The organism is Pedobacter cryophilus (assembly GCF_005116455.1).
Classification (GTDB): Bacteria; Bacteroidota; Bacteroidia; order Sphingobacteriales; family Sphingobacteriaceae; genus Pseudopedobacter; species Pseudopedobacter cryophilum.
Window position 1 is genome coordinate 60,062 of sequence record NZ_SWBP01000004.1, and the last position, 26,881, is coordinate 86,942.

Below are 26,881 nucleotides of genomic sequence, written 5' to 3' on the forward strand. Positions count from 1 at the left end.
TAAGCCTTACAGTAATGTGAGGCTTTTTTTTGCATCTAAATGTGGGTTGAAACCAGTATAAAGCGTTTTTAATCCTTTTCCGAGCGATTTCTATGAACAATGCACCAACTATTAATAATCTAGTTAATTACTCAAATTTATTTTATTAAATGCACTTGGTCTTCTGAAACAACAAAAATCTCTGTGTATTTTGTGGATGGTAGGTAAGCCAAGCCAGTTAATTTTCCAAAGGCGGGCATGATCAATGTATTTTTTTCTCGGTAAAAACAAGGTAATGATAGGCTTTGTCGGCCTTTTCCATATAGTTTATAACCTGGATGGATATGCCCGGAAATAGAAAATTGGCACTCATCTACTTTAATTTTCTCATGAGAAAAAACAATTCCACTTTCTGTTAAAGTATGCTCATGCAAACGGATGTTTAAATTATCGTAATGATGTGCTTTTAAAATATCGTGATTGCCACGAACGAGTTCAAATAAAATAGCAGCATATTTTCTTAATAAAGCTCCAAAGAGTAACCATTCCTGATTCCATTCACTATGAAATAAATCGCCTAATAAAAGAACTCTTAAAGGCTTATATTTTAGTAATAAAGCTTCTAGCATTCTTAAATCTTCTATACCGGATTCTAAAGGGATAGGCAAACCATTTTTTCTGAAATGAGAGGCTTTCCCAAGATGTATATCAGAGATGATGAGCGTTTGAGTTTCATGCCAGTAGATTGCTTTTTGAGGCAGCAATTCTAATTGCTGATTATTTACGATAATAAATTTTCTGTTCATGAATCTTTCTCAAACTGAGCTTTCATTTTTAATAAACGGTCTTGAATATTTTCGTTGGTGTAGGAACTTCGGGTACGGTCTACCATAATTGGAAATGCAAATGGCGTGGGCTTAATTGGCCGTTTTAATATAATAGATTGTTGATTAATTCTGTCATACGCCATTCTCATTCGTTCAATTTCTAATTGAAAATCTAATACTTCATCATAAGCCTGTTTCAAAAGTAAATTTTCAGCATCATATTTTTCAAACACACTAAAAAATAATTGAGAATTGGCTTGAAGATGTCGGGTTTTCATTGCTTTATTTGGATATCCTTGAAATACCAATCCGGCTATGGATGCGATTTCGCGAAACCTTCTTTTAGACATCTCCGTAGCATTTACACTCATTTGTATTTCAGCTTCCAGATTTTTAATGTTAAATAAATCCAATGATAAAGCTTCTTCAATATTAATCTCTTGATCAGACAAAAGTTCAAATCCATAATCATTCATTGCAATTGAAAATGTGATGGGTTGAATTTCTGAAATTTTTCTGGCTACAATCGCTGCCATTCCTTCATGTACAAACCTTCCTTCAAATGGGTACATAAAAACATGATAACCTTCCTTGGTTTGTACATATTCTATTAAAAACTCTTTACTTGTAGGCAGGTGAGATCGTTTTGCTTGCAACTCAAATAGTCCTTTTAGTTTATTGAGTTCGGGATCATCATTTACTTTATTAGCTAAATAATTGTCAATCTTATACCTAATCATTGCAGAAAGTTGAGATGATAAAGGCATTCTGCCTCCTTGCCAACTTGGAATTTTTCCGTTTTTAAGAGTGCTTTTCTTTACCACAACCTCCATGTGATGTACTTTTATAATTTCGAGATTCTTACCGCTAAACCAAAATACATCTCCTATATTCAGTTTAGATATAAAACTCTCCTCAATACTTCCTAAACGTTTGCCACTTAAAAATTTTACCTGCAAAGCCGAATCGCCTACTATAGTCCCCATGGAAAGTCTATGTCGCATGGCAACCCCTCTACTCAAAACTTTATAAATACCGTCTTCAATTTCTACTTTATAAAACTCATCATAAGCCTGAAGGGAGTTACCTCCATTTGTAATAAATTGTAAACACCATAAAAATTCATCTTTTGTAACTGTTGCAAAACAATGAGTTCTTATGATCTCCTTATAAATAACATCGGGCTCAAAACCATCAGAAACCGCAAGGGTGACTAAGTATTGCACTAAAACATCAAAACTTCTTATAAAGGGAACTCTGCTTTCAATAACATTTTGTTTGATGGCTTCTCGCATGGCGGCTCCTTCAATAATTTCTAAGGAATTTGTGGGTACAAAGTAAATTTTGCTTAAGGCACCGGGGCTGTGTCCACTTCTTCCGGCTCGTTGCATAAACCTGGCTACACCTTTAGGGCTTCCCACTTGTATAACGGTATCAACAGCACTAAAATCTACTCCTAAATCTAAACTAGATGTACAGATTACCGCTTTTAATTTGCCATCGTGAAGATTATCTTCTACCCAAGTTCTGGTATTTTGATCTAAAGAGCCATGATGTAATGCTATTAAACCTGCCAAATCTGGTTCTGTTTCTAGCAATTGTTGATACCAAATCTCAGCCTGTGAACGCGTATTTGTAAATATTAAAACCGATTGGCTTTTATGGATGATGGGGATTACTTTAGGGAGCAGTTGTGTGCCAATAAAGCCAGACCATGGAAAGTTTTCAATCACATCTGGAAAAATTGTTTCTATCTGAACATTTTTAACAATTTTAGCCCTTATCATTTTTGTAGGGCTCTCATATTTTCCTAGCAATACATCTTTAGCTTCCTCTAAATTGCCAATAGTTGCAGAAATACCCCAGATTTTTAAATCAGGATTTAAGCCTTTTAAACGGGATAATGCCAGTTCCATTTGAACACCTCTTTTGGAGCCAATGAGTTCATGCCATTCATCCACTACAACGGTAGATAGATTTTTAAAAATATCAGGATAACCTTTTTGAGCTAATAATAGGTGTAAACTTTCTGGAGTGGTGATTAATAACTCGGGCATTTGTTTTTTCTGCTTGGCTTTTTGCCCGGCTGTAGTATCACCACTGCGAATAGCGACTGAAAAGGAAATGCCTAAATCTGTACATGACCGTGAGGTGGAATACTCAATTTCTTTTGCCAAAGCCCTAATTGGAGTAATCCATATTGCCTGCAAACCGGGTTTTGTTTTCTTTTGATCAGGATATTTTTGAAGATATTCTAATAAGATTCCAAACCAGGCAGAATAGGTTTTGCCACTTCCGGTGGGTGCATTAATTAATCCAGAATATCCTGCTAGCATGGCTTTCCATGTCTCCATTTGGAAAACATGAGGCTTCCATTTCTGCTTTTTAAACCAGGCTAAAATATTTTTCTCTGTCATGCAGGATTGGATAGTTGCTGAATTAAATTCAATAAATCTTCTTTATGATTGGCATCTTCAATTTTTTTGTCCTTGCGCCAACGTAAAATTCTTGGAAAACGTAAAGCCACACCAGATTTATGGCGTGGAGATGGATTGATTCCTTCAAAAGCAATTTCAAAAACCAATTCAGGAGTTACACTTCTAACCGGCCCAAACTTTTCTTTGGTATGTTTTTTTATCCATGAATCTACTTCTACCAATTCTTTATCGGTTAAACCGGAATAAGCCTTTGTAAACGGGACTAATTCATTATGATGCCAAACAGCAAAAGTATAATCGGTGTATAAATCAGCTCGCCTGCCATGGCCTTTTTGAGCATAAATTAAAACTCCGTCGACAGTTAGCGGGTCAATTTTCCATTTCCACCATTTCCCTCTTCGCCTGCCTGCTTCATACAAACTATCTTTATGTTTTAACATCAAACCTTCGCACATTCTATCTCGGGAAACTAAGCGCAAATCAATTAATTGCTGTTCGGTATGGCATTCAAAAACGGGTGATAATTTTAAAACTGCTGCGGCAGCTAAATTATTGCTTTTTAAAGTTTCTATTAAAGTTTCAAGATGAGCCCGACGTTCGCTTAAAGGCAAAGGGCGAATATCTACACCATTATACTCTAACAAATCGTAACACATCATACATAGGGGCGCATCCGACAGACTTTTTTTAGATAAATTCTTTCTGCCAATTCTTGTTTGCATGATATGAAAAGGCATGGGCTCATCTCCATTAAAAGGAAGAATTTCGCCATCAATTACGGTGCCGTCTGGTAAAGTATTTTTTAGTACTTCAAATTCCGGAAACTTATCGGTCATTAATTCTTCTCCTCTAGACCAAATGAATAGTTCATTTTTTCTAACGATGATTTGCCCACGAATTCCGTCATATTTATACTCTATTTGCCAGTCTTGGATGTTATTTAATGAAGCAAAAGGAACATCTAATTGATAAGCTAAATAAAATGGGTAAGGTTTGGATAAATCTTCCTGAATATCTGGATTAAAGAGTAAATGTTGTAATGTTGTTGTTGCTGGAAGCCAGTTACCCATTAAACGATGAGTTACATTGCTTTCCACTAAATTATAATGCTTGGCAAGCGCTTTAATAATTAATTGTTGAGATACTCCTACTCTAAAACTTCCGGTGATGAGTTTATTAAAAACAAATCTTTCGGCAGTGTTGAGTTGCATCCATATTTCTTGGATGATGTTTTTTTTACTGGCTTCTGGTTCTTTATCAAGGGTTTTCAATAAAGCCATCATGCCGGTTAAAGAGTAATCTGTTTGTGATTCAGATGGTGGTAATAAAAGCGTAATGGTTTCGGCTAAATCGCCAACAACATGGTATGATTCTTCAAATAACCATTCGCTTACGCCAGATAATTCCATAGCCCAAAGTTTGAGTTCTGAAGTTTTAACCGTACGCTTTGGTTTTCTGCCAGTAAGTAAAGCGGTTGTCCATAATGCATCTGCAGCATCAGAAATGGCGAAATAATTAACCAATGCCTCTATTTTTTCATTGGTTTTTGTGGTTTGATCCAATACTGTAAACAGCTCAGCGAACTTCTTCATCCTTAGGAATCTATTTCGTTTTCCGGAGTGGTACTTTCATTTAAAGATTCTCCTTCATATAAAGTATCTACTTCTACCGCATTGATATGTAAATTTTCCCTTAGCCATTTTGCAAATGCAGATTTATAGCCATGGGTTACATAAACGTTTTCTGCCCCGGTTTCTTTTATAGCTTGATTTAAGCCTGCCCAATCTGCATGGTCTGATAATACAAAACCTCTATCAGCACTTTTTCTTCTTCGGGTTCCGCGAAGCTGCATCCAACCACTGCAAATGGCCACAGAATACGGGAGGAAACGTTTCATCCATGGGGAGCCGATGGCTGATGGGGGAGCAACAACAATATTACCTTTAAAAAGTGATTTATTGGTGTCAGAGATAATTCTTTTAGTTGGAGGAAGCTCTAAGCCTGTTTTTTCTAATATTCGATTCAAATTATCAACGGCGCCATGAGTATAAATTGTTCCGATAGCAGGATCTAAATGTTTAATAATCCGTTGTGCTTTACCTAAAGCATAACCAATAATTACACTTGTTTTTTCTTCTTCCTTATTTTTTAACCACCAATCATTCATATCTTGATGGACAGTTTGTGAATCGGGAAAACGATATATGGGTAAGCCAAATGTAGATTCAGTAACAAAATGATGGCAACGGACGGGTTCAAACGGTGTGGATATTCCATCTAATTGTAATTTATAATCTCCGGAAGCGCACCATATTTCGCCTTTATATTCTAGTCTAACTTGTGCAGAACCAGGAATATGTCCGGCTGGATGCAAACTAATTTTAACGCCATTAATTATAATTTCTTCGCCATATTCTACCCCCTGAACATTTATATCTCCTAAGCGGAATTTTAATATGGGAATACTAAGATGGTGGGATAAATAATTTTCATTCCCCCATTTGGCATGGTCAGCATGTGCATGAGTGATGATCGCATTTTTCACTGGCTTCCATGGGTCGATGTAAACATTGGCCTGTGGACAATAAATTCCGTAAGGATCAAACTTTAACAACATTTTTTAGGTAATGAAGATTTTTTTGTGCCTATAAAACTAATGCAAATCAGTAATAAAAGTTTTAGAGCTTACCATATAAATTTGATTTTTAATTTTAAAATCGACGTTATTTAAAGCTCCTCAATAGCTAATCACAATCAACATCTTTACTGACCACAATCATCAAACTGCCTTATCACAATTACTACATTTATTTCATCAATGAAATTCTAATCAATATATTGATTAGATCTCAAAAGCAATAAAGATAGAATGATTTTAAGAAAGCAATTTTAAGCCAAAATACATGAAAAAAATATTACCCTTAAGCGCAGTTATGGTATTGTTTTGTTTTTTTAGGCTGGCATTAGCGCAACAGCAAGAGATTCCATTTACGGGTGCAATTCCAAAGCTTCAGCAATATAAAGCCATTTATGTGCTTAATAGTGACGATAATCAAAAGATAATGGGTGTTTTGGGGAATATTAAGAATGCTATTAACGATCCTCGTTTAAAAGGAAAATTAGCTGTAGAACTCATTGTTTTTGGCGCCGGAGTAAAATTATATGATAAAGCCGGGCCTTTTGAAAGCGTGTTAAAGAGCTTAAAAGCTAGAGGTGTAATTCTTGCCGAATGTGAAAATACACTTGTAAAAAGACATATCGATAAAAAAACTTTATATCCATTTATTTCTTATGTGCCCAGCGCTACCGGTGAAATTATCATCAGGAGTTCAGAGGGTTGGGCAGTGGTGCATTTTTAAAATCAATTTCACCTCTATCATATATTTTACCAAAAAAGAGGCTCATTTTATTAAATGAGCCTCTTACTTTTAATAATTAAATGTTTTCTAAGAGTTTTTTAAAGACTTCATGTCAATTACAAAGCGGTAATGTACATCACCTTTTAAGGTACGCTCATAAGCTTCGTTTATTTGATCAATATTAATCATCTCTACATCAGAAACAATGTTATGTGCCGCACAATAGTCTAGCATTTCTTGAGTTTCTTTAATTCCACCCACTAAAGAGCCTACTAAACTTCTTCTTCCAAAAATTAAAGAAGCAGCATGTACTGCTTGTGGAATTGGCGGAACGCCTAGTAACACCATAACACCATCAGTTTTTAGCAGAGCTAAATATTCATTATAATCATGCTGACCAGAAACCGTATCAATAATTAAATCAAAAGAATTGGCTGCTTTACTCATGCCTTCTTCTTGGGTAGTTAATACAAAATGATGAGCGCCTAATTTCTCTGCATCTTTTGCTTTCTCAGGCGAGCGACTCAACATGGTTACCTCAGCACCCATAGAAGATGCTAATTTAACGGCCATGTGTCCTAATCCGCCTAAACCAACTACAGCAACTTTATCGCCTTTTTTAACATTCCAATGCTTTAATGGAGAGTAAGTAGTAATGCCGGCGCATAACAAAGGGGCAACCGCAGCTAAATCTAATTTATCAGAAACCTTTAAAACAAACTTTTCTGTTACTACAATGTGCGTAGAATAACCTCCATAAGTAATGGTTTTTTTATCCTGTAAAAGGGCATTGTAGGTTTGAGAATTTCCGTTTTCACAATATTGCTCTAAATCTTCTTCACAATTTGAACAATGGCCACATGAATCTACAAAACAACCCACGCCAACGGTGTCACCCACTTTATGGTTGGTTACGCCAGTTCCCACACGACTTACTTTTCCTACAATCTCATGTCCTGGTACTACTGGGTACATGGAACCTCCCCACTCATTACGGGCTGTATGAATATCTGAATGGCAAACGCCGCAAAAAAGAATTTCTATTTCTACATCATTAACACCTGGTTCTCTTCTTTCTAATTGGTATGGAGCCAAAGGTCCATCTGCTTTTTGCGCAGCATAAGCTTTTACTAATGTCATAATTATTATTTAATGTGATTATTTGTTGAACAGGAGAAAGGATAAATAGTTTGTGATCTCTCTGTTTTACTCTACCATTCAATATCAATACCAAAATGTGATTTATAAACTCAATAGCTTTTGCCACATCAGCTCATCTACCGGAATTCCTTTTGTGATATTCTCTTTTCTCACGTTTAAAGTGCGTTCTCCTGGATAATAAATCTCTTGACCTTCTATTTTTTCGGCGGCTTGGGTATAAGTTAAAATTTCTTGGATAATACTTTCGTGTTGAGTGTTTATAACGGCATCAAAGCAAATAAAAACTTGCGAAATGCCACGTTCTTGGCCGGTTTTAGTGATTGCAGCTGTAGAATTTCCATCGCTTAATAAGGTGGCTAACAAATCCAGCATTAGCGCCAAGCCAGATCCTTTCCACATTCCGGCAGGCAAAGGCCTTTGTGTTTCATAAATGGCTTTAGGATTTTTGGTTAGTTTCCCTTCTTCATCATATCCGCCATAAAAAGGTAAATCTTTTCCTTTCAACTGGTGTTCCTGCATTTTTCCGTAAGAAAACTGAGACATGGCCATATCTAAAACTATATGACCTTCTTTACGAGGTACAGAAATAATGAGGGGATTATTCCCAATTGCTGCTTCTTTTGCGCCCCAAGGAGGCATAATTGCAATGGTATTTGTGAAATTTATACCAATGCAACCCGCTTCGGCAGCCTGCCAACCATAAGTTCCGCCACGCATCCAATGGTTGGTGTTTTTTAAAGCTACACAAGCCATTCCTTTTTCTTTAGCCAAATCAATTGCTCTTTGCATACAGAATTGAGCATTCAACATTCCTGGTCCAAATTGCCCGTCCCATTGTTCAATTGCACCCAAACTTTTAATCAGTTTTGGTTCGGCAGTTTTATCAATCCAACCTTTTTTAAGGTAATCTATAAATACAGGGAAACGGTTTAAACCATGCGAATACACGCCGTCTTGGCTGTTATTGGTGAAAATAGTTGCACAAGCTTTTGCTTTAGTTGCAGAAAAACCCAAATTCAATAAAACGCGTTCAAGCTCCTGATATAATTCTTGATAGGTTTTTCTTAGCATGTGGTAAATTTAATCATTTTAATGTGAGGGCTAATAACTCAGGGTCAGCTAAAGCGAGATCCTGCTGAGACAGGATTTAATAATTTAAATGTTGAGGGCGTGTCCTTGCAGGTCAGGCTTTGCACTCATACTGCTACAGGCCTTAGGCTTTTGGCCGGTATCCCTGCCTGCGGCAGGCGTTTCAATCCTTCACGCAAAAACTTATCAAATTTCAAAACTTCGTTAATCAAAAGAATCCTTAAACAAATCTGATTTAAACGATTCATTTAAGGCCTTTTAAACGATTGCAAAATCTTACAAAATAGCTGTAATTTCTATTTCAATTAACATTTCTGGATCTATTAATTTAGATACTTCCACCATGGTAGTTACGGGCTTAATATCTTTAAAAAATAAACCATGTGCTTTTGCAGCTTCTTCCCATTGGCTAATATCAGTTAAAAACATGCGGGTACGCACCACGTTTTCTAAAGAAGCGCCAGCATCTTCCAAAACCTTGGTTAGTTTGTCTAAAATGGCTTTGGTTTGATCATACATGGTGGTTAAGCTATTTCCTTCTTCGTCTTTTGCGGCAGTAGTGCCTGCAATTTCTATGGTATTACCTACTTTTACAGCTCTGCAATAGCCAATAATATCTTCCCACGGAGAGCCTGAGGTGAAGTTTTGTCTGTTATTCATTTTTCTTAATATTTATTGGGCTAAATCTAAAAAATCAAATTTGAAATTGAATCAAAATGCGCAATAGATTTTATGTTAAACAAGGAGCGTAGTTTAATTTTTTTAACCACGGAGGACACGGAGTTCACAGAGATTTAAAATGTGTTATTTATTTTTCATCATCCAGCTCCGTGTTCTTTATGTAGGTGGTTTAATTTTTTTAACCACGGAGGACACGGAGTTCACAGAGATTTAAAATGTGTTATTTATTTTTTACCATCCAGCTCCGTGTTCTATGTGTAGGTGGTTTAATTTTTTTAACCACGGAGGACACGGAGTTCACAGAGATTTAAAATGTGTTATTTATTTTTCATCATCCAGCTCCGTGTTCTTTATGCAGGTGGTTTAATTTTTTTTAACCACGGAGGACACGGAGTTCACAGAGATTTAAAATGTGGTATTTATTTTTTACCATCCAGCTCCGTGTTCTATGTGTAGGTGGTTTAATTTTTTTAACCACGGAGGACACGGAGTTCACAGAGATTTAAAATGTGTTATTTATTTTTCATCATCCAGCTCCGTGTTCTTTGTGTACTCTGTGGTTTATCTTTTTTAACCACGGAGGACACGGAGTTCACAGAGGTTTAAAATGTGTTATTTGTTTTTTACCATCCAGCCCCGTGTTCTTTGTGTACTCTGTGGTTTATCTTTTTTAACCACGGAGGACACGGAGTTCACAGAGGTTTAAAATGTGTTATTTGTTTTTTACCATCCAGCTCCGTGTTCTTTGTGTACTCTGTGGTTTAATTTTTTTTACTACGTCGCAGAAGTTTGGCTCTTTGTTTTGAAAGCAAAAGCCTAAGTTAACTAAACAGGGGCGGCAGCGGTATCTTTTTGCTTGAAGGGAAAGGAGGAGAAGGGAAAGTAAAAAATTTAGCAGAGCACCAGACTGGCGGAAAATAGGAGCAGAGGATTTGCTTTTCAAAAAAATATTAGCCTAAAAAATAGGATAGTATTTATGGGTTTAATTTTCAAAAACCTCGAAAACCGGTTGCTCTTTTAATTTTTTTAATGATTTGAATTTAAGACCTGATTTTATAAGTATTAAAAACGCTACCACTACAAATAATAATTTGCAGAAAAGGATAAAAGCAAATGGATATTGGCTATAAAGAGTGGTTTCGCTGTTTTTAATTATGGTAATAGGCGTTGGTACAGAAGTATTTTGGTTGTTTATTAAATGGGTTTCGCCGTTTGAAGATGCTTTGCCTGTATAACCAAAATTACTTTTAATGGCAATGTCTCGTCTGTTTTCTACAGCCCTGAGGCTGTTGTAGTAGAAAAAAAGTCGGGTGATGTAAGCGTCTTTAAGCCAATTATCATTATTGATACTTACCAAAAATGGAGCACCAGCTTGTACAAGTTGTGCCGCTGTGGGTGCAATAATTGCTTCGTTAAAAATAAAAATTCCGTCTATGTCTTTGTTGGTTTCCGTTAAATTACTTTTATTCTCTGGCTTTACAATAAAACTGTGATTAGGTTGCTGATTTTTTATCTCTGATTGTGTTTCTTCTTCTTCTTCAATAATTTTTAGGTAAACGTTAACATTTATATCTGAAACCGTTTCAATTGGATTAACAATATAAGCGCTGTTGATTATTTTATAGTTGTTTTCTTGATGATTTAAAGCTTGGGTCCAATTTGTTAAGTCGGTAGGCATTAATTCAATAGTATTTCTAGTATTAACGGCTTGTTTTATGTTGGGCGTTAAGATATTTATTTTTACTTCAGTATTTGGGGTGGCTTTTACACTGCGTATGTTATACAAAAGGAAGTTAGCTGTAAAAAATAGTCCAATAACCATAGAGGCTACGCCAAGTTGTTTATGTTGCTTAATGCCGTAAGCCGCAAAGCCATTTATTAGTAAAACGGAAAAGGTAAGGATGTATATTCCTCCTATTTCGGCCAGTTGTATGGTGTAAATGCTGCCAATTAATGGGTTGCCAAAATGGAAACTATACCAAGGTAAGGTGTTAAATAATTGGTCGTAAATAAATTCGAAAAGGGTAAATAATGTAGCTAAAATGAGGATGCTTTTGCATGAAAATATAGATTTTGTAAGTCTGTTCCAAATTAGAAAAACAACTGTAATGGCTATTATAAAATAAGTTACTGATAAAAGCATTCCTAAAAAGCTATATAGCAGATTATCTACTGATGGAATGTTAGATAGGAGCATCCAACTCAATATAAATGAGCCTAAAACTGAGCTAAAGATACCGGCTGTTGCTAAGGTTTGTTTATGGTTGGTGTTTTCTAGAGCAAGTAATAGGGGTACAAATGCAATAAGTGCTAGCCATGGAAGAAAAAAGAAAATTGAAATAACGATTGCTATGGCTGATATAGCTGGGTAAATAAGAAAGCGTTGCTTCATGTATTATACTCATGAGATTTAGAATGCAAATCTAATGAGTTAGCCATTTATGAGGCTAAAAAAACAGGTGCTAACTTGTCCTGTTTTTAAAACGGGACAAGTTTTATGAGCGCATTAAATTGGCTTCATATTCTGTTGGGCTTATGCCTTCACTTTTCTTAAATGCTTTGTAAAAGCTGCTTCTGGATGAAAAGCCAGATTGAAGAGCTAAAGTTTCAATAGTAAAGCTTTGCATTTGTTCTTGCTTGTGCAATAGCTGTTTAAAGCAAATAATGCGGTATTTATTGATAAAATCTTTAAACACTAATTTATAATGAGTGCTTAGCGCTAAAGTGATTTTAGAGGCTGCAATACCCAGTTCTTTTGCTAAAATATTTACGGTAATTGCCTTGTTTTTGAAAGCTTGTGTTTGGGTAATAAAATCTTCTATTTGGGTAATAATAGCAGTAATTTCATTTTCATTTAAAAGGTTGTGTTGTTGTTTCTTTATCCTGATTAAGGTTTCGGGTTTCATATCAAGAAATGAGGCCACACAATCTACCGGTAAACGTTCTACAGCACTTGCTCTTGAGCTTACAAAATATTCATAACGTTCTTTTGCATTGCCTACACGTATAATATGAGATCGTTCTTGAGCATCGCGGTAATAACTTTCATAAACCTGTCGGATAATAAAGTTTAAATCAAAAAAATGTTGGTACCAGTTTAGTAAAACATCGGTATGTACGCCTAATAAATATGCGGGCTCTATAGCTACAATAGCCTCTCTGGAGGGTTGCTGACCGTATAAGCCAGAAAGAGAACTTACAAATTCATTTTCAATAGAAATATAGGTGGTTATTTCTTTGTGATTATGCTCTGAATATGCTTTTAACGCTCCTTCTTTAATAAAATACATATACTTACAAAGCTCTCCTTGATGTAAAATATGTTCTCCTTTTTCTAATTTTATAGCAATAGCATGTTTGTAAAACTCATCTGCAAGTTCTTTACTTACAGGATAATAGTGAGATAATAAGGTGATAATATGAGCTACATCTGAAGGATTAGCCTGAACATACTTTAAAGACATTAATATAAAAAGTTTATAATTTTAAGTGGTAAACAATATTAATTAAAATATACCAAAACTAGAAAATGTTCTAAAAGCGTTATTTTAATTAGAATATTGAACGAAAAAATCTAATGGGTAGATTTTAATGTTTAGAAATTAAGTTGATATCACTATCCATTCGGTATAAGTCGAATCCATCATCCCAAAAATCTTTTATAATTTCTTTAGTTTCTAAACCAAATTTTTCATAAAACTTATAAACCAACTGTGAGGTTCTTACCGAAATAGTTTTTACACTTTTAATTTCTTTTATTTTTTGAATTCTGAATTTAGTTAATTCGGTTCCAAAGCCTTTACCTTGATACTGTGGATGAAGAATGTCCCAAGATATTTTTGCGGTTTCTTTGTCATCGGTTAAATTAAAGCCGCCAGCTCCTACAATCAGTTGGTCAACTTCTAACACATAGTAATGGTGTGCATGGTGGTTTAAATAATAAATAAGGTCTTTTTCTTCGTTTGGCGAAAAGTATTTTGGCGTATTATATCGCAAGAGTTCTATAATTTCTTTTTGGTTGATACGCTGATATTCGCTAATTATCATTTGGTTTAATATAAAATGATGAAGATAAATTTATAATTTTTGGTTTACCGGGTGGGATAATTTTTTTTAAAAAGCTCAAATCTATCCCTTAGTTATCTCTTAGTTATCCCTTAGTTATCCTATAGTGGTGGTTTTACAAGCATTATGGGGTCATTTTACTTTTTGCTTCTATACACCAAAGCAATTCTTTAATAAAGTTTGCGGCTCTTTTATCTGTTGCGGCTTTATCTGTAGGATTCCCTTTTTTATCAAATGCATCTTGCACTTTAGGAACCGGAAACATAGCTGAAACTGTCCATGCTTTTATTTTCCAAAGAGAGAATTGTAAGGAAGTAATTACTTGTGAGCCGCCAAAAACACCATCAGATGCTGTTGAAATAGCAACAGGTTTGCGATGCCATTCATCATACAATAAATCAACTACATTTTTTAAACTGGCCGGATAGCCGCCATTATATTCGGGAGTAACAATGAGTACACCATCAGCAGATTTTATTTTTTCTGCAAATTCTATGGTTGCAGGAGTTGGATTTTTTTGTAAACGCAAACGTTCATCAAAAATTGGAAAGTTGTATTCGGCTAAGTCCAAAATCTCTGCTGTTGCAAGTTGGTTACTTTCTAAATAATTTTTGAAATACAAGGCAACTCGGCTGCTGTTTCTTTCTATTCTTACACTTGAAGATATAATGGCAATGTGTGGCATAATTGTTTACTCTAAAAGGGTTCAATTAAATAAAATGATCAAAAAAATCACTTCTAGTTGGCGTGTTTTTGAAAATTTCTATCAGCCAAATTTAACGTTAATTCTATAACTGAATAAAAAGAGGTAAAATTATACGCAGCCTGTAAGTATGGTGTTTAAAGTAAGGTTATTTTTTTAAATCGTTGTAATTGTAAACTTTTGAGTCGCCACCTAAAATTCTTTGAGGCGAACTTTCAAATGTTTTACTCGCAAGACTTTTGCTCCTATCCATATTTGGGTATTGAATACTGCTTAAATCTAACTGGGTATAAAAAATATTTTGAGAGCCAACTGGCTTGTCTTTATTAGTGTTAAGGTTATTAATTTTATCTTTAAAAGATGTTTGGTATGTTGTAGAAGACCACATAAAAAATGGAATACTTGCTACATATTCAGAAGGAACAGGTTCTATATGTTGAGATAATTTTCGTTCATCATCAAACATATCCTCGCCATGGTCTGATACATAGGTAAGGGTGCTCACCGCTTGGGTTGCTTTAATTAAATCAATCATTTTTGAAATCACCGCATCGGTATATAATATGGTATTATCATAGCTATTAATGATGATTTCTTTTTTAGCATCATCTGTTGGATTAACTTTTTCTGTTTTTAAAGAGGGTTTAAATTTATCATAAGCATTAGGATACCTAGCTGCATAATTATAATGGCTTCCTAAGGTATGCAATATGATGAAAACTTTTTCTTCGTTTTTACTTAAAATATTTTGGAGATATGGAATAAGTTCCATGTCTAGGTTTACGTTTTTACCAAATGTATAATTGGAAGGGAGATAAAACTCTTCATCAGATTCTCTGGCAAACATCCCAATTTTTTCAAAATCATTTTGGTTGCTTAACCAATAGGTTTTAAAGCCAGCTTCTTTGTATGCTGTGATGATACTTTTTTCTGTATATACCCGATCATAATCATCAGCAGAAGCTCTGGTAATTAACATGGGTACGGCTAAAGCAGTAATGTAACCGCCAGAAACAGTGTTAGAAAATTTAATTAATTCGTTTTGTTTTTTTGTAAGCTCAGGCGAGTTTTCTCTTTCATATCCAAAAATTTGCCAGTTTTTAGCCCTCGCACTTTCTCCAATAACCAATACGTAAATTTGTTTTTTAGCAAGAGAAACGTTTTGAGATGCATTAAATTTAAAGTCTTTAACTTGTTCTTCGTGTTGGTTAATTAGGTTTAATTGCTTGCGAAATAAATAGCTATTATAAATTAAAGAACCAGGAAAAGACGCCGTAAGGTTTTTCTTAAATTGATTTTTAAAGGTGATGTCTTGGGCTATTAAAAGAGTGATTAATACAAAAGTTAGAATAGCACCTAATGATATTTTTAATGAATTATTCCATGATATTTTTGAAGGTAATTTTTTTGTAAGGTAAATGTAAGCCCAATAATAACCTATTAACAGCGCAATAAAATAAAGAATATAACCATTGGCAAACTCAAGCGCTTCGGCTGTATTGGTATTATATATCACTACCATAATATCTAGATTTAAAGGTAGCTTGTATAATATCACACAAAATAAAGATATAGGTACAAAAACAATAATAGGTAAGAATAACCAAGTATAAAGTTTGATATAATTACGAAATAATGCAACGGGAGCAAGAATAAAACAGGTTGTGATTAAGAAAGCCAACAGCAGTTGAATATATTTGCCAGTTATAAGCGAGCCTATTACCGGAGCTATACTTAATAAAAAGACAATGGTTAAAACCAATGAAACGTTAAACCATAATTTTGATTTAGTTTTACTTTTTGGTTGATTTAAAGGAAGAGTGATGTGAGCATTCATAGAAAATTTTATCTAAGGGTTACCAACAAATATCTAACTAGATAAAATGTGCTTTCTTTTTAAAAATTGATTATTTTAAGTCTTGGTTTTGTTTACGACAGGTTACGCACAAAGTTTTAGAATTTTGATGTTTATTTAACTTAAAGAGATTTAGGCTTTATGGTTTTTGAAAAATATTAAGCTCATGATTATAAACATTGCAAGGTTGGTATAATATCACTAATTTTTTCTTATGCATTTGGTGCCGTTTTTTTTAATGGTTGGACTCATTTACTGAATTTTATTTTTGGGTATCTTCTAAAGTGTTTTGATCTAATCATCAATCTGTTTTTTACAGAAAGCATAGTAGTAAATTTTTAAATTTATCTTAGGCATTTAAATCAAGGTATTGTGTACAACATTCTTTTCGAACATTTAGAGGAAAAAATTAATTTATCTGCAGGCGACAAGGAAATTATAAAGTCATACTTCATCTCCAAAATACTAAAAAGAAAAAAATTGTTATTACAGGAGGGAAATGTTTGTCATTATATGGCATTTGTAGCTCAAGGGCTCTTAAAATCATATAATACAGATGAAAAAGGAAACGAGTATGTTAACCAATTTACCCCAGAAGGCTGGTGGGCTTCTGATATGAACAGCTTTTTTAGTATGCAACCCGCAAATTACACTATTGATGCTTTAGAAGATTCTGTTTTGTTATTAATTACTTCTCAAGATTTTGAAAATTTGACTTTACGGATACCTAAGATGGATAGATACTTTCGGCTTTTATTTCAAAATAGCCTCATAACAAAGGAACGTAGACTAGTAAATTCTTATATGCTTTCTGCGGAAGAAAAGTATAAGCAACTTATTGAAAGCAGCCTAAATTTAGTTAATAGAGTGCCGCAAAATTTGCTTGCTTCGTATTTAGGACTTTCACCCGCAACGGTGAGTCGTTTAAAAAAGAAAATAAGTTTAGATCACAAATAGTTGACTTAAATCAATTGAATTTAATGTTTTAAGTCATTTCTGAATAAGTATTGTCAAAGTACCTTTGGAAAACTTTAAATATGATCGAAAAAGAAATTTTAAATAATAAAAATGTAGCCTTGGTTGTAGGCTCTACAGGAATGGCTGGAAGCAATCTTGCTAACAAGTTAATAGAAAATGGCTGGGAGGTTTACGGACTTTCCCGTTCTTCAAAAAATAATAATGTAGCAATCAAACCCATCACTGCAGATTTGCTGAATCCATCACAATTGGCAAATGCCCTTAAAGATATTTTGCCGACTCACGTGTTTTTTACTACCTGGATGCGCAATGATACTGAAGATGAAAATATTAGAATAAATAGTGCCTTGGTACGTAATTTATTGAATGTATTGTCTCCTAAGAAGTCTGTAAAACACGTAGCGCTTGTTACTGGCTTAAAGCATTACCTTGGGCCATTTGAGTCTTATGCTAAAGAAGGAGTTTTGCCAGAAACGCCACTTAGAGAAGAACAACCGAGACTGGATCTGAAAAATTTTTATTACGCTCAAGAAGATGAAGTTTATGCGGCAGCCAAACGAGATGGTTTTACATGGAGTGTTCATCGTCCGCACACGCTTATCGGATATGCTGTTGGCAATCTAATGAACCTTGGAACAACATTAGCGGTGTATGCGAGTATCTGTAAAGAAGAAAAACTTCCTTTTATTTGGCCTGGTTCTGAAGCGCAATGGAATGGATTATCTGATGTTACAGACGCCAAAATACTTGCAGAGCAGTTGATTTGGGCCGCTGAAACACCAAGTGCTAAGAATCAAGCTTATAATATTGCAAATGGCGACATTTTTCGCTGGAAATGGTTATGGCAAAAGATTGCAGACTTCTTTGATTTAGAAGTGGATGGATTTGATGGCTCGATTAGACCATTAGAGCAAAGATTAGCTCAAAAAAAAGAAATTTGGCAGAAAATGGCAGTGCAGTACAATTTAATTGAAGCGGATTTAAATCGAATTTCTTCAGCGTGGCATACTGATCTCGACTTGGGGCGTCCGATTGAAGTAATGACCGATATGTCAAACAGTAGGAAATTAGGTTTCGTAGAATACACTAATACTAAAGATTCTTTTTTTGAATTATTTACACAACTTCAAAAAGATAAATTAATCCCATAAACCTCTAACTGATGATTGAGTTTTAAAATGGTGTGATGGGATCATTTAATTTCCAACACACCATTTCAATACCAGAAGTAATGATCACCGCATTTGCTTTTCAAAAAAAATCCTGCTTCAGTTAAGAAACAGGATTTTTTTATCAGTTATCAGTTATCAGTTCTGAGTTATCGGTTATACGTTGTCGGTTATCAGTTAACTCGCAACCGTAAACTGAATGATTACTTAAAACGAGCGGCCATTCCTGGTTTTTTGCAGCAGCTCATTCCTGCTTTTTTTGCAGCAGCCATTTTTTCTGGCGTACATTCTTCTCCGTTTTTGTGCATGGCGGCCATCATTTCTGGTGTACATTCTTTTCCATCTTTGTGCATAGCGGCCATTTTTTCTGGAGAGCATTCCATCCCTTGAACCATTTCTATACCATGGTGTTTTTTGTGCATGGCAGCCATATCTGATGAACCAGAAACGGCAATGTATGGGGCAATGACTAAAGAAACAATAGACATTAATTTTATAAGGATATTCATAGATGGGCCTGAAGTATCTTTAAATGGATCGCCAACGGTATCGCCAGTTACAGAAGCCTTATGTGGTTCAGATTTTTTGTAATACATTTCGCCGTTAATCAATACACCTTTTTCGAAAGATTTTTTAGCGTTATCCCAAGCTCCACCTGCATTAGATTGGAAAATTCCCATTAACACACCAGAAACAGTCACACCGGCTAATAAACCTCCTAATACTTCTGGTCCGAAAACGAAACCAACAATTAAAGGGGTAATTAAAGCAATAGCGCCGGGTAACATCATTTCTCTGATAGAGGCTTCGGTAGAAATGGCTACGCATTTTTCATACTCGGGTTTAGCGGTATAATCCATAATTCCTGGAATTTCTCTAAACTGGCGACGAACTTCGTTTACCATATCCATAGCTGCTTTACCCACCGCTTGAATACATAATGCCGAAAAGATGAAAGGAATCATCCCGCCTACAAACAGGCCGGCTAAAACTGGCGCTTTGTAAATATCAATGGCATCTATACCTGCAATACCCACAAAAGCTGCAAATAAAGCTAAGGAAGTTAATGCTGCTGAGGCGATGGCAAAACCTTTTCCGGTTGCGGCGGTGGTATTACCTACGGCGTCTAAATTATCTGTACGTTCTCTCACCTCGGGAGGTAACTGAGCCATTTCGGCAATTCCACCTGCGTTATCTGCAATAGGTCCGAAAGCATCAATTGCTAATTGCATAGCGGTAGTAGCCATCATGCCGGCTGCGGCAATGGCCACGCCGTATAAACCTGCAAAATAATAAGAAGCCATAATTCCACCGGCTAAAGTTAAAATTGGAATGACAGTAGATTTCATCCCTACAGATAAACCTGCAATAATATTGGTGGCATGGCCTGTAGAAGATTGCTGAACAATAGAATTTACCGGAGCTTTACCCATTGCGGTATAGTATTCTGTCACCACACTCATAATGGTTCCTACCACTAAGCCTACTAAAATAGCGTAGAAAACGTTGATGCTAGAAAACTCATAACCTCTTAAGCTCATGGTATCTGGCAACATCCACATCACAATAAAATAAGATGCAATACCTGTAATGGCAATTGATGACCAGTTGCCTAAGTTTAACGCCGTTTGTACGTTAGATTTTTCGTCTTTAATGGTGACAAACCATGTTCCTACAATAGAAAATAAAATACCTAAACCACAAATGACCATAGGCAATAGGATAGGAGACATTCCGCCAAAATTATCAGCCACTACAATTTCTTGTCCGAGTACCATGGTGGCTAAAATAGTGGCTACATAAGAACCAAAAAGATCGGCTCCCATACCTGCTACGTCACCTACGTTATCTCCCACGTTATCTGCAATAGTTGCGGGGTTACGTACATCATCTTCAGGAATTCCGGCTTCTACTTTACCCACTAAATCGGCGCCAACATCGGCAGCTTTAGTATAAATACCACCACCTACTCGGGCAAAAAGTGCAATAGACTCGGCTCCTAAAGAGAAACCGGTTAATACTTCAATAGCGGTTTTAACCGTGTTTTCGCCTAAATCGGCAAAAATAGAAAGGAAAGCAATAAATAAACCGCCTAAACCTAAAACAGCTAAACCTGCCACCCCTAAACCCATTACGGTTCCGCCAGTGAAAGACACTTTTAAGGCTTGTTTTAAACTTGTTCTTGCGGCTTGTGTGGTTCTTACGTTTGCTTTTGTAGCGGCTCTCATGCCAATGTATCCTGCCAAAGCAGAAAATACAGCGCCAATAATAAATGCGATAGAAATGATCCAGCTGGAGTGGATTTCTTTGCCGTTTACTTCATGTATTGTACCAGAGTAAGCTAATAATGCGGCTGCAAATACTACAAATATGCTCAGGACTTTCCACTCGGCTTTTAAAAATGCCATGGCACCATCGGCAATGTAGCCGGCCAATTCAGTCATTTTTGCATCTCCGGCATCTTGTTTGGCTACCCAAATAGACTTCGAAATCATCACCAGTATACCAATAATACCGAGAACGGGGATTAAATAAATAAGATTAGTTTGTAGAAATTCCATACATGTATAAAAAATTAAAATTGATATTCTGGTTTATAAGAGAATTTCCAAATTTAGCAGGCTAATTCATATTTCCAAACTTTAAATATGCAAAACAGAAATTAGAGGTTATTTGGGTTGAATTTTATACACGAATTTCACGAATTTTCACGAATGCTGGGTGGAGATTTTTAACACGGATTAAAATGGATTTTGAAGCACAGATTACATAGATTAAAAAGGATTTCACAGATTTTTGATTTCTTAGTGATCTCTGCGAAATTCTCTGGTTTCTTTGTGGTTATAATTTTTTGCCACGAATTTCACGAATCTTGGGTGGTGATTTTTAACACGGATTAAAAGGATTTTACAGATTTAGGAGAACAGATTACATAGATTAATTGGGATTTCACAGATTTTGAAGCACAGATTGCATTGATAAAAAGGGATTTCACTGATTATTGATTTCTTTGTTTTCTCTGTGGACTTTGTGCGCTCTGTGGTTAATAATTTTTGCCACGAATTTAGGGACACAGATTAAAAAGGATTTCACAGATTTGGGGCTATAGATTTTTGATTTCTTAGTGATCTCTGCGAAATTCTCTGTTTTCTCTGTGGTTTATAGTTTTTTCAACGAAATATTCTCGGTTTTCTCTGTGGTTATATAATTTTCACTTCAAAATTATCTGTTTACTCTGTGGTTATTTACCCCTAAAAATTGTGAATTTGAATTTTTTAAATAGCTTTAGGTTTAATCTTAAAAATGGATAAAACTTCTACACCAATTGCAATGAAGAGGGAGCTAGGGCTTCTAGATTCTACCATGATTGTTGCCGGCTCAATGATTGGGTCGGGTATTTTCTTAGTCAGCTCTGATATGGCCCGAACTGTGGGTTCGCCTGGCGTAATTTTAATGATATGGCTAGTTACCGGCATTATTACTTTAATTGCCGCTTTAAGTTATGGTGAGTTAGCGGGGATGATGCCAAAAGCAGGTGGTCAATACGTTTATTTGAAGGAAGCTTTTAACCCTGTGGTAGGATTTTTATTTGGATGGACAGTTTTTACCGTGATACAAACCGGCGTAATTGCTGCCGTAGCCATCGCTTTTGCAAAATATACGGCCGAGCTCATTCCTTTTTTTGATGAAAAAAATGTGATTTTCTCTTTAGGATTTTTTGATTTTAATGCCACACAAATGCTGGCCTTAATATTAATTGCTTTTTTAACTTACGTGAATTTACAAGGGGTTAAAAACGCTAAAATTTTACAAACCACCTTCACTATTGCTAAACTACTTTCTTTATTAGGATTAATTGTTTTAGGAATTTACATTGGTTTAAATAGCGAAGCTTTTAAAGCAAATCTGACTAATTTTTGGACGCCTTACAGCGTAAAGGTAAATCCAGATGGCAGTATCACCAAAGAATTATTAAGTGGCGTAGTGCTTTACGGAGCCATTGGTGCCGCTATGGTGGGCTCTTTATTTTCTTCCGATTCGTGGAATAACATTACTTACACTGCCGGCGAAGTAAAAGATCCTCAAAAAAATATTCCTTTGAGCTTGTTTTTAGGGACTTTAATTGTCACCATTCTATACATTTTAGCCAACGTAGCTTATTTAATGCTTTTACCTATTAGTGGCTCGCCAGATGGAGTTACCGTTTTAGAAAGAGGAATTATGTTTGCCTCTCAAGATAGGGTAGGTACTGCTGCGGCATCAATCATTTTTGGAAGTGCAGCCGTTACCATTATGGCATTATTAATTATGGTTTCTACATTTGGCTGTAATAATGGCTTAATATTATCTGGTGCCAGGTTGTATTATGCCATGGCAAAAGATGGTGTTTTCTTTAAGCGAGCTGCCGTTTTAAATAAAAATAACGTACCCGGTTTTGCTCTTATTTTACAAGCCATTTGGGCATCTGCTTTATGCTTATCAGGTTCTTATGGGCAATTGTTAGACTATTGCACCTTTTCTTCTCTGCTTTTTTACATTGTTACCATTGTGGGTTTATTTGTGTTAAGAAAGAAAAGACCAGATTGGGATCGTCCTTATAAAGCCTTTGGTTACCCAGTTCTACCTGCATTATACGTCATTATTGCTTCGGCAATTTGTGTGGTTTTATTAATTGTAAAACCCGAAACCTGCGGATGGGGATTAGCCATTGTATTGTTAGGTTTACCTGTTTATTATATTTGGAAGAGTTTTGGTGGGAAAACAGAAGCTATTGATTAAATCCGCATCTTTTAAATAATCAGTGAATAGAAGTTATTTGGGCGTTTTAACACGCTTTCCGCTGTATCTTTATCCCTGAAAAGGGGATAAAGGATGCCGCTTCAATCGTTAACGCAAACTCAGGTCTTTAAATTTTAACAAAAATCAGATTTTAAATCTCGGTTCAAAAGTTAATTTTGCACCTAAATAATAAAATAAGCATTGATGAAAAAGAATGTAAAGTTGGGTTTGGTACAAATGTCTTGCACCTCAAACAAAGAAGAAAACCTTCAGAAAGCCATTGTAAAAGTAAAAGAGGCAGCTGCAAAAGGCGCACAAATTATTTGTTTACAAGAGCTTTTTACTTCCTTATATTTTTGTGATGTAGAAGATTATGACAATTTTGCCTTAGCAGAATCTATTCCTGGTCCGTCTACAGATGCTTTACAAATAGTAGCTAAAGAATTAGGCGTAGTGATTATTGCTTCTCTTTTTGAGAAACGTACTCAAGGAATTTACCATAATACCACCGCAGTTTTAGATGCCGATGGCGCTTATTTAGGCAAATACCGTAAAATGCATATTCCTGATGATCCGGGTTTTTACGAGAAATTCTATTTCACTCCTGGAGATTTAGGCTACAAGGTCTTTAAAACCAAATTTGCCACCATAGGCGTTTTAATTTGCTGGGATCAATGGTATCCAGAAGCTGCAAGAATTACTTCTTTAATGGGTGCCGAAATTTTATTTTATCCAACAGCCATTGGTTGGGCAACCACACAAGACGAAGCCACCAACATAGAACAACATGATGCTTGGCAAACTATTCAGCGTTCTCATGCTATTGCAAACGGCGTTCACGTTGTAGGAATTAATAGAGTAGGGGAAGAAGCCGGAGTAAAATTCTGGGGAGGTTCTTTTATTTCTAACCCCATGGGAACTTTACTTTACAAAGCATCTGTAGATCAAGAAGAAATCATCGTTCAGGAAGTTGATTTAGCAAAATCGGATAGCTACCGCATTCACTGGCCTTTCTTAAGAGACCGTAGAATTGATTCTTACAGCCAAATTACTAAACGTTTTATCGACGAGGATTAAATTGGTAAGTTAGTTTATTTGATAATTAGTTTTAAATCTATTTTGGTTATATAATATGAGTTCTGAGTCTCTAAATTTAGAAACTACACCAGCTAAAGCTGGCTTCGTTTTCCCTCCCGAATGGGTAAAACATGAAGCTACATGGTTAAGTTGGCCGCATAAGGAAGAAAGTTGGCCCGGCAAAATAGATGCGATTTATCCTCGCTATGCCGAGTTTATCAAATATTTGGCGTTATCTGAAAAGGTGAGAATTAACGTGAGAGATGAGGAAATGAAAGCATTTGCACTAAAGCATATTGCCAAAGCAGGTGCTGATTTATCGCAAATAGAATTTTTCTTTCACCCAACAAATGATGCTTGGTGCAGGGATCATGGTCCGGCATTTTTGATGAACCCAAATGCAGTACAGAAAAAAGTAATTGTTGATTGGGGTTTTAACGCCTGGGGCGGAAAATATCCTCCTTTTGATTTAGATGATGTGATTCCGACAAAAATTGGCGCTCATTTTAATATTCCTGTTTTTCATCCATATATAATTATGGAAGGCGGTTCGGTAGAGTTTAACGGGAAAGGAACTATTTTAACATCAAGAAGTTGTTTGCTAAATGAAAACAGAAATCCACATTTAACACAAGAGCAAATAGAACAATACTTGAAAGATTATTACGGTCAGCAACAAGTGCTTTGGGTAAGTGATGGTATTGTAGGGGATGATACTGATGGTCATATTGACGATACCGTAAGATTTGTGAATGAAAACACGGTTTTAACAGTAGTTGAGGATAATCCAGAAGACGAAAATTACGAGTTGCTACAAACCAATTTGAGAGAACTTAAGGAAATGCGTTTATTAAACGGAGAGCCTCTAAATATCATTGAATTGCCAATGCCTGATGCCGTGATTTTTGAAGATACTCGTTTACCGGCTTCTTACGCTAATTTTTATATCAGTAATGGGCATGTTATCGTTCCTACTTATCGTTGTGAAAAGGATGCTATTGCTTTAGAGATTATTGCAGCTTGTTTTCCAGATAGAGAGACAGTGGGGATAGATTCTACGGATATTATTTGGGGATTGGGGAGTTTTCATTGTTTGAGTCAGCAGGAACCGGCGATATAAGAGTATAGATTTCACAGATTTAGGGGCACAGATTACATTGATTAAAAAATGATTTCACAGATTTTAAGTGATTTCACAGATTTTTTAGCCACGAATTTCACTAATTTTCACGAATGCTGGGTGGATATTTTTTAACACGGATTATACAGATTAAAAGGATTTCATAGATTTCTAAAATAGATTTCTCTTCTAACTTTGTGAATTTCTTTGTGCTCTCTGTGGTTAAATTATCATTTAAACCACTTCTGCCACTACAAAAGTACTGCCACCAATAAAGATTAAATCTTGTGGTTTGGCTTTGTATTTTGCGGCAATTAAAGCGCATTTTATACTTGCAAAGGCTTCGCCTTTAAGGTCAAAAGCTAAAGCTTCTTGCATTAATTCTTCAGCAGGTTTGGCTCTTGGCATATCTGGTGAACAGAAAAAGTACTCGGCATTTTTAGGTAATAAGGACAATACTTTACTAATGTCTTTATCTTTCACCATTCCAATCACCATTAGCAAATTTTGATGTGGGGTGGCTTCAATATTTTTTAAAACTTCTTTAATGCCATCTTCATTATGCCCGGTATCGCAAATAATTAGAGGTTCTTGATTTAGAATTTGCCATCTTCCCATTAAGCCGGTCAGTTTTTTAACTTGGCTTAAAGCCGATTCAATGTCCTCGTCATTAATCTCAAATCCTTTTAAACGAATTTGATCAATAGCAGTTAGAACCGTTTTGACGTTTTTTAATTGGTAAGATCCTGTTAAGTCGAGTTCTAAATTAAAAGTTCTATTTCCCTGTTGAAGAGTCGCTTTTCTGTGAAGATCAATCACTTCGTTTTCGCTGATTTCCCATTCGTTGGAAGCAAAAAAGATAGGCGCATTTTTTTCTTCCGCTTTAGCGATAAAAACTTTTGCTACTTCTTCTTGAAATTCGCCAATAATAACAGGCGTTTTTTCTTTAATAATTCCAGCTTTTTCACCGGCAATTTCTATCAAAGTATTTCCCAAAATGTTCATGTGGTCAAAACTGATGTTTGTAATCACCGATATTTCTGGAGAAATGATGTTTGTAGAATCTAATCTGCCGCCTAAACCCACTTCTATAATGGCAATATCAACTTGTTGCTTGGCAAAATAGTCAAAAGCTAAGGCTACCGTTACTTCAAAAAACGAAGGAGAAATCTCTTCTATTAAATGCTCATTTTCTGCTACAAAATTGATCACTTCTTGTTCAGCAATCATCTCCCCATTAATTTTAATGCGTTCTCTAAAATCTTTGAGATGTGGGGAGGTGTATAAGCCGGTTTTATAACCTGCCTTTTGTAAAATAGCAGCTAGCATGTGTGAGGTAGAACCTTTTCCATTGGTGCCACCAACATGTATTGTCTTAAATTTTTTCTCAGGATTTCCTAAATGATTGCAAAATAGAACGGTATTACCAATATCTGCTTTATAAGCCACAGCACCCACACGGGTAAACATGGGCAGTTTGGCGTAAAGATAGTTTAGGGTTTGTTGGTAGTTCATTATTTGAAAGTTTTAGGTTATAGGTTAAAGGTGATAGGTTTAAACTATCCAAGCAGGGAACTTATTACTTAAAAACTTATAACTTA

20 protein-coding genes are annotated in these 26,881 nt (G+C 35.5%); 6 read left to right on the forward strand and 14 right to left on the reverse strand.

The features are described from left to right. Positions 1-137: 137 nt before the first annotated feature. The 4 genes from pdeM to FA046_RS11805 are packed head-to-tail and all read right to left on the reverse strand — an operon-like array spanning position 138 to position 5,861. Entirely contained in the window at positions 138-785 is a 648-nt protein-coding gene (gene pdeM, locus FA046_RS11790) for a ligase-associated DNA damage response endonuclease PdeM (protein ID WP_136826724.1), read from the reverse strand. Next, a complete protein-coding gene (locus tag FA046_RS11795) occupies positions 782-3,223 on the reverse strand; it encodes a ligase-associated DNA damage response DEXH box helicase (protein WP_136826725.1) in 2,442 nt (813 codons plus the stop codon). Before FA046_RS11795 ends, pdeM begins: the two co-directional genes overlap by 4 nt. After that, complete coding sequence (locus tag FA046_RS11800) at positions 3,220-4,836, reverse strand: ATP-dependent DNA ligase (RefSeq protein WP_136826726.1); 1,617 nt, start codon at positions 4,834-4,836, stop codon at positions 3,220-3,222. The genes FA046_RS11795 and FA046_RS11800 overlap by 4 nt, the downstream gene beginning before the upstream one ends. 2 nt (positions 4,837-4,838) lie before the next feature. Further along, on the reverse strand, positions 4,839-5,861 hold the full coding sequence (locus FA046_RS11805; protein ID WP_136826727.1) for a ligase-associated DNA damage response exonuclease: 1,023 nt from the start codon (positions 5,859-5,861) through the stop codon (positions 4,839-4,841). 286 nt (positions 5,862-6,147) lie between these two features. On the opposite strand from FA046_RS11805, the gene FA046_RS11810 reads away from it, so the two are divergent. Further along, a complete protein-coding gene (locus tag FA046_RS11810; RefSeq protein ID WP_136826728.1) occupies positions 6,148-6,603 on the forward strand; it encodes a DsrE family protein in 456 nt (151 codons plus the stop codon). Between the two features lie 87 nt (positions 6,604-6,690). Here the strand turns inward: FA046_RS11810 and FA046_RS11815 are convergent, their stop codons facing one another. The 8 genes from FA046_RS11815 to FA046_RS11850 form a co-directional block, all read right to left on the reverse strand. Continuing rightward, positions 6,691-7,743, reverse strand: coding sequence for an NAD(P)-dependent alcohol dehydrogenase (locus tag FA046_RS11815; protein WP_136826729.1), 1,053 nt, complete (start codon positions 7,741-7,743; stop codon positions 6,691-6,693). A 102-nt stretch (positions 7,744-7,845) separates the two neighbouring features. Continuing rightward, on the reverse strand, positions 7,846-8,835 hold the full coding sequence (gene yiaK, locus FA046_RS11820) for a 3-dehydro-L-gulonate 2-dehydrogenase (protein ID WP_136826730.1): 990 nt from the start codon (positions 8,833-8,835) through the stop codon (positions 7,846-7,848). Positions 8,836-9,129: 294 nt separating this feature from the next. Further along, complete coding sequence (locus FA046_RS11825; protein ID WP_136826731.1) at positions 9,130-9,513, reverse strand: RidA family protein; 384 nt, start codon at positions 9,511-9,513, stop codon at positions 9,130-9,132. A 1,003-nt stretch (positions 9,514-10,516) separates the two neighbouring features. Next, on the reverse strand, positions 10,517-11,926 hold the full coding sequence (locus FA046_RS11830) for a hypothetical protein (RefSeq protein WP_136826732.1): 1,410 nt from the start codon (positions 11,924-11,926) through the stop codon (positions 10,517-10,519). Positions 11,927-12,029: 103 nt separating this feature from the next. Then, positions 12,030-12,998, reverse strand: a complete 969-nt coding sequence (locus FA046_RS11835; RefSeq protein ID WP_136826733.1) for a helix-turn-helix domain-containing protein — start codon at positions 12,996-12,998, stop codon at positions 12,030-12,032. Between the two features lie 124 nt (positions 12,999-13,122). Next, entirely contained in the window at positions 13,123-13,581 is a 459-nt protein-coding gene (locus FA046_RS11840) for a GNAT family N-acetyltransferase (protein ID WP_136826734.1), read from the reverse strand. A gap of 142 nt (positions 13,582-13,723) precedes the next feature. Then, on the reverse strand, positions 13,724-14,284 hold the full coding sequence (locus FA046_RS11845) for an NADPH-dependent FMN reductase (protein WP_136826735.1): 561 nt from the start codon (positions 14,282-14,284) through the stop codon (positions 13,724-13,726). A 166-nt stretch (positions 14,285-14,450) separates the two neighbouring features. Next, positions 14,451-16,139 carry a phosphoethanolamine transferase gene (locus tag FA046_RS11850; protein WP_136826736.1) on the reverse strand — a complete coding sequence of 563 codons (1,689 nt, stop codon included), beginning with the start codon at positions 16,137-16,139 and terminating at the stop codon, positions 14,451-14,453. Positions 16,140-16,529: 390 nt separating this feature from the next. Here FA046_RS11850 and FA046_RS11855 point away from each other — a divergent pair, with 390 nt between their 5' ends. Both FA046_RS11855 and FA046_RS11860 read left to right on the forward strand, forming a co-directional pair. Continuing rightward, positions 16,530-17,114, forward strand: coding sequence for a Crp/Fnr family transcriptional regulator (locus tag FA046_RS11855; protein ID WP_136826737.1), 585 nt, complete (start codon positions 16,530-16,532; stop codon positions 17,112-17,114). A gap of 80 nt (positions 17,115-17,194) precedes the next feature. Then, entirely contained in the window at positions 17,195-18,286 is a 1,092-nt protein-coding gene (locus FA046_RS11860; RefSeq protein ID WP_136826738.1) for an SDR family oxidoreductase, read from the forward strand. A gap of 221 nt (positions 18,287-18,507) precedes the next feature. Here FA046_RS11860 and FA046_RS11865 read toward each other — a convergent pair whose 3' ends face one another. Continuing rightward, complete coding sequence (locus FA046_RS11865) at positions 18,508-20,865, reverse strand: sodium-translocating pyrophosphatase (protein ID WP_136826739.1); 2,358 nt, start codon at positions 20,863-20,865, stop codon at positions 18,508-18,510. Between the two features lie 742 nt (positions 20,866-21,607). On the opposite strand from FA046_RS11865, the gene FA046_RS11870 reads away from it, so the two are divergent. The 3 genes from FA046_RS11870 (at position 21,608) to FA046_RS11880 (ending at position 25,280) form a co-directional block, all read left to right on the forward strand. Next, entirely contained in the window at positions 21,608-23,083 is a 1,476-nt protein-coding gene (locus FA046_RS11870; protein WP_136826740.1) for an APC family permease, read from the forward strand. A gap of 204 nt (positions 23,084-23,287) precedes the next feature. Beyond that, entirely contained in the window at positions 23,288-24,160 is an 873-nt protein-coding gene (locus FA046_RS11875; RefSeq protein WP_136826741.1) for a carbon-nitrogen hydrolase, read from the forward strand. 55 nt (positions 24,161-24,215) lie between these two features. Next, complete coding sequence (locus tag FA046_RS11880; RefSeq protein WP_136826742.1) at positions 24,216-25,280, forward strand: agmatine deiminase family protein; 1,065 nt, start codon at positions 24,216-24,218, stop codon at positions 25,278-25,280. Between the two features lie 234 nt (positions 25,281-25,514). On the opposite strand, the gene FA046_RS11885 is transcribed toward FA046_RS11880, so the two are convergent. After that, entirely contained in the window at positions 25,515-26,795 is a 1,281-nt protein-coding gene (locus FA046_RS11885; RefSeq protein ID WP_136826743.1) for a bifunctional folylpolyglutamate synthase/dihydrofolate synthase, read from the reverse strand. Positions 26,796-26,881: the final 86 nt, after the last annotated feature.

Excerpts from the sequence above, each read along its gene's own strand:
- FA046_RS11865 (WP_136826739.1), bottom strand. The coding sequence starts at position 20,865 with ATGGAATTTCTACAAACTAATCTTATTTATTTAATCCCCGTTCTCGGT.
- yiaK (WP_136826730.1), bottom strand. The coding sequence starts at position 8,835 with ATGCTAAGAAAAACCTATCAAGAATTATATCAGGAGCTTGAACGCGTT.
- FA046_RS11805 (WP_136826727.1), bottom strand. The coding sequence starts at position 5,861 with ATGTTGTTAAAGTTTGATCCTTACGGAATTTATTGTCCACAGGCCAAT.
- pdeM (WP_136826724.1), bottom strand. The coding sequence starts at position 785 with ATGAACAGAAAATTTATTATCGTAAATAATCAGCAATTAGAATTGCTG.
- FA046_RS11870 (WP_136826740.1), top strand. The coding sequence starts at position 21,608 with ATGGATAAAACTTCTACACCAATTGCAATGAAGAGGGAGCTAGGGCTT.
- FA046_RS11880 (WP_136826742.1), top strand. The coding sequence starts at position 24,216 with ATGAGTTCTGAGTCTCTAAATTTAGAAACTACACCAGCTAAAGCTGGC.
- FA046_RS11860 (WP_136826738.1), top strand. The coding sequence starts at position 17,195 with ATGATCGAAAAAGAAATTTTAAATAATAAAAATGTAGCCTTGGTTGTA.
- FA046_RS11810 (WP_136826728.1), top strand. The coding sequence starts at position 6,148 with ATGAAAAAAATATTACCCTTAAGCGCAGTTATGGTATTGTTTTGTTTT.
- FA046_RS11800 (WP_136826726.1), bottom strand. The coding sequence starts at position 4,836 with ATGAAGAAGTTCGCTGAGCTGTTTACAGTATTGGATCAAACCACAAAA.
- FA046_RS11885 (WP_136826743.1), bottom strand. The coding sequence starts at position 26,795 with ATGAACTACCAACAAACCCTAAACTATCTTTACGCCAAACTGCCCATG.
- FA046_RS11840 (WP_136826734.1), bottom strand. The coding sequence starts at position 13,581 with ATGATAATTAGCGAATATCAGCGTATCAACCAAAAAGAAATTATAGAA.
- FA046_RS11845 (WP_136826735.1), bottom strand. The coding sequence starts at position 14,284 with ATGCCACACATTGCCATTATATCTTCAAGTGTAAGAATAGAAAGAAAC.
- FA046_RS11830 (WP_136826732.1), bottom strand. The coding sequence starts at position 11,926 with ATGAAGCAACGCTTTCTTATTTACCCAGCTATATCAGCCATAGCAATC.
- FA046_RS11835 (WP_136826733.1), bottom strand. The coding sequence starts at position 12,998 with ATGTCTTTAAAGTATGTTCAGGCTAATCCTTCAGATGTAGCTCATATT.
- FA046_RS11825 (WP_136826731.1), bottom strand. The coding sequence starts at position 9,513 with ATGAATAACAGACAAAACTTCACCTCAGGCTCTCCGTGGGAAGATATT.
- FA046_RS11875 (WP_136826741.1), top strand. The coding sequence starts at position 23,288 with ATGAAAAAGAATGTAAAGTTGGGTTTGGTACAAATGTCTTGCACCTCA.
- FA046_RS11850 (WP_136826736.1), bottom strand. The coding sequence starts at position 16,139 with ATGAATGCTCACATCACTCTTCCTTTAAATCAACCAAAAAGTAAAACT.
- FA046_RS11795 (WP_136826725.1), bottom strand. The coding sequence starts at position 3,223 with ATGACAGAGAAAAATATTTTAGCCTGGTTTAAAAAGCAGAAATGGAAG.
- FA046_RS11815 (WP_136826729.1), bottom strand. The coding sequence starts at position 7,743 with ATGACATTAGTAAAAGCTTATGCTGCGCAAAAAGCAGATGGACCTTTG.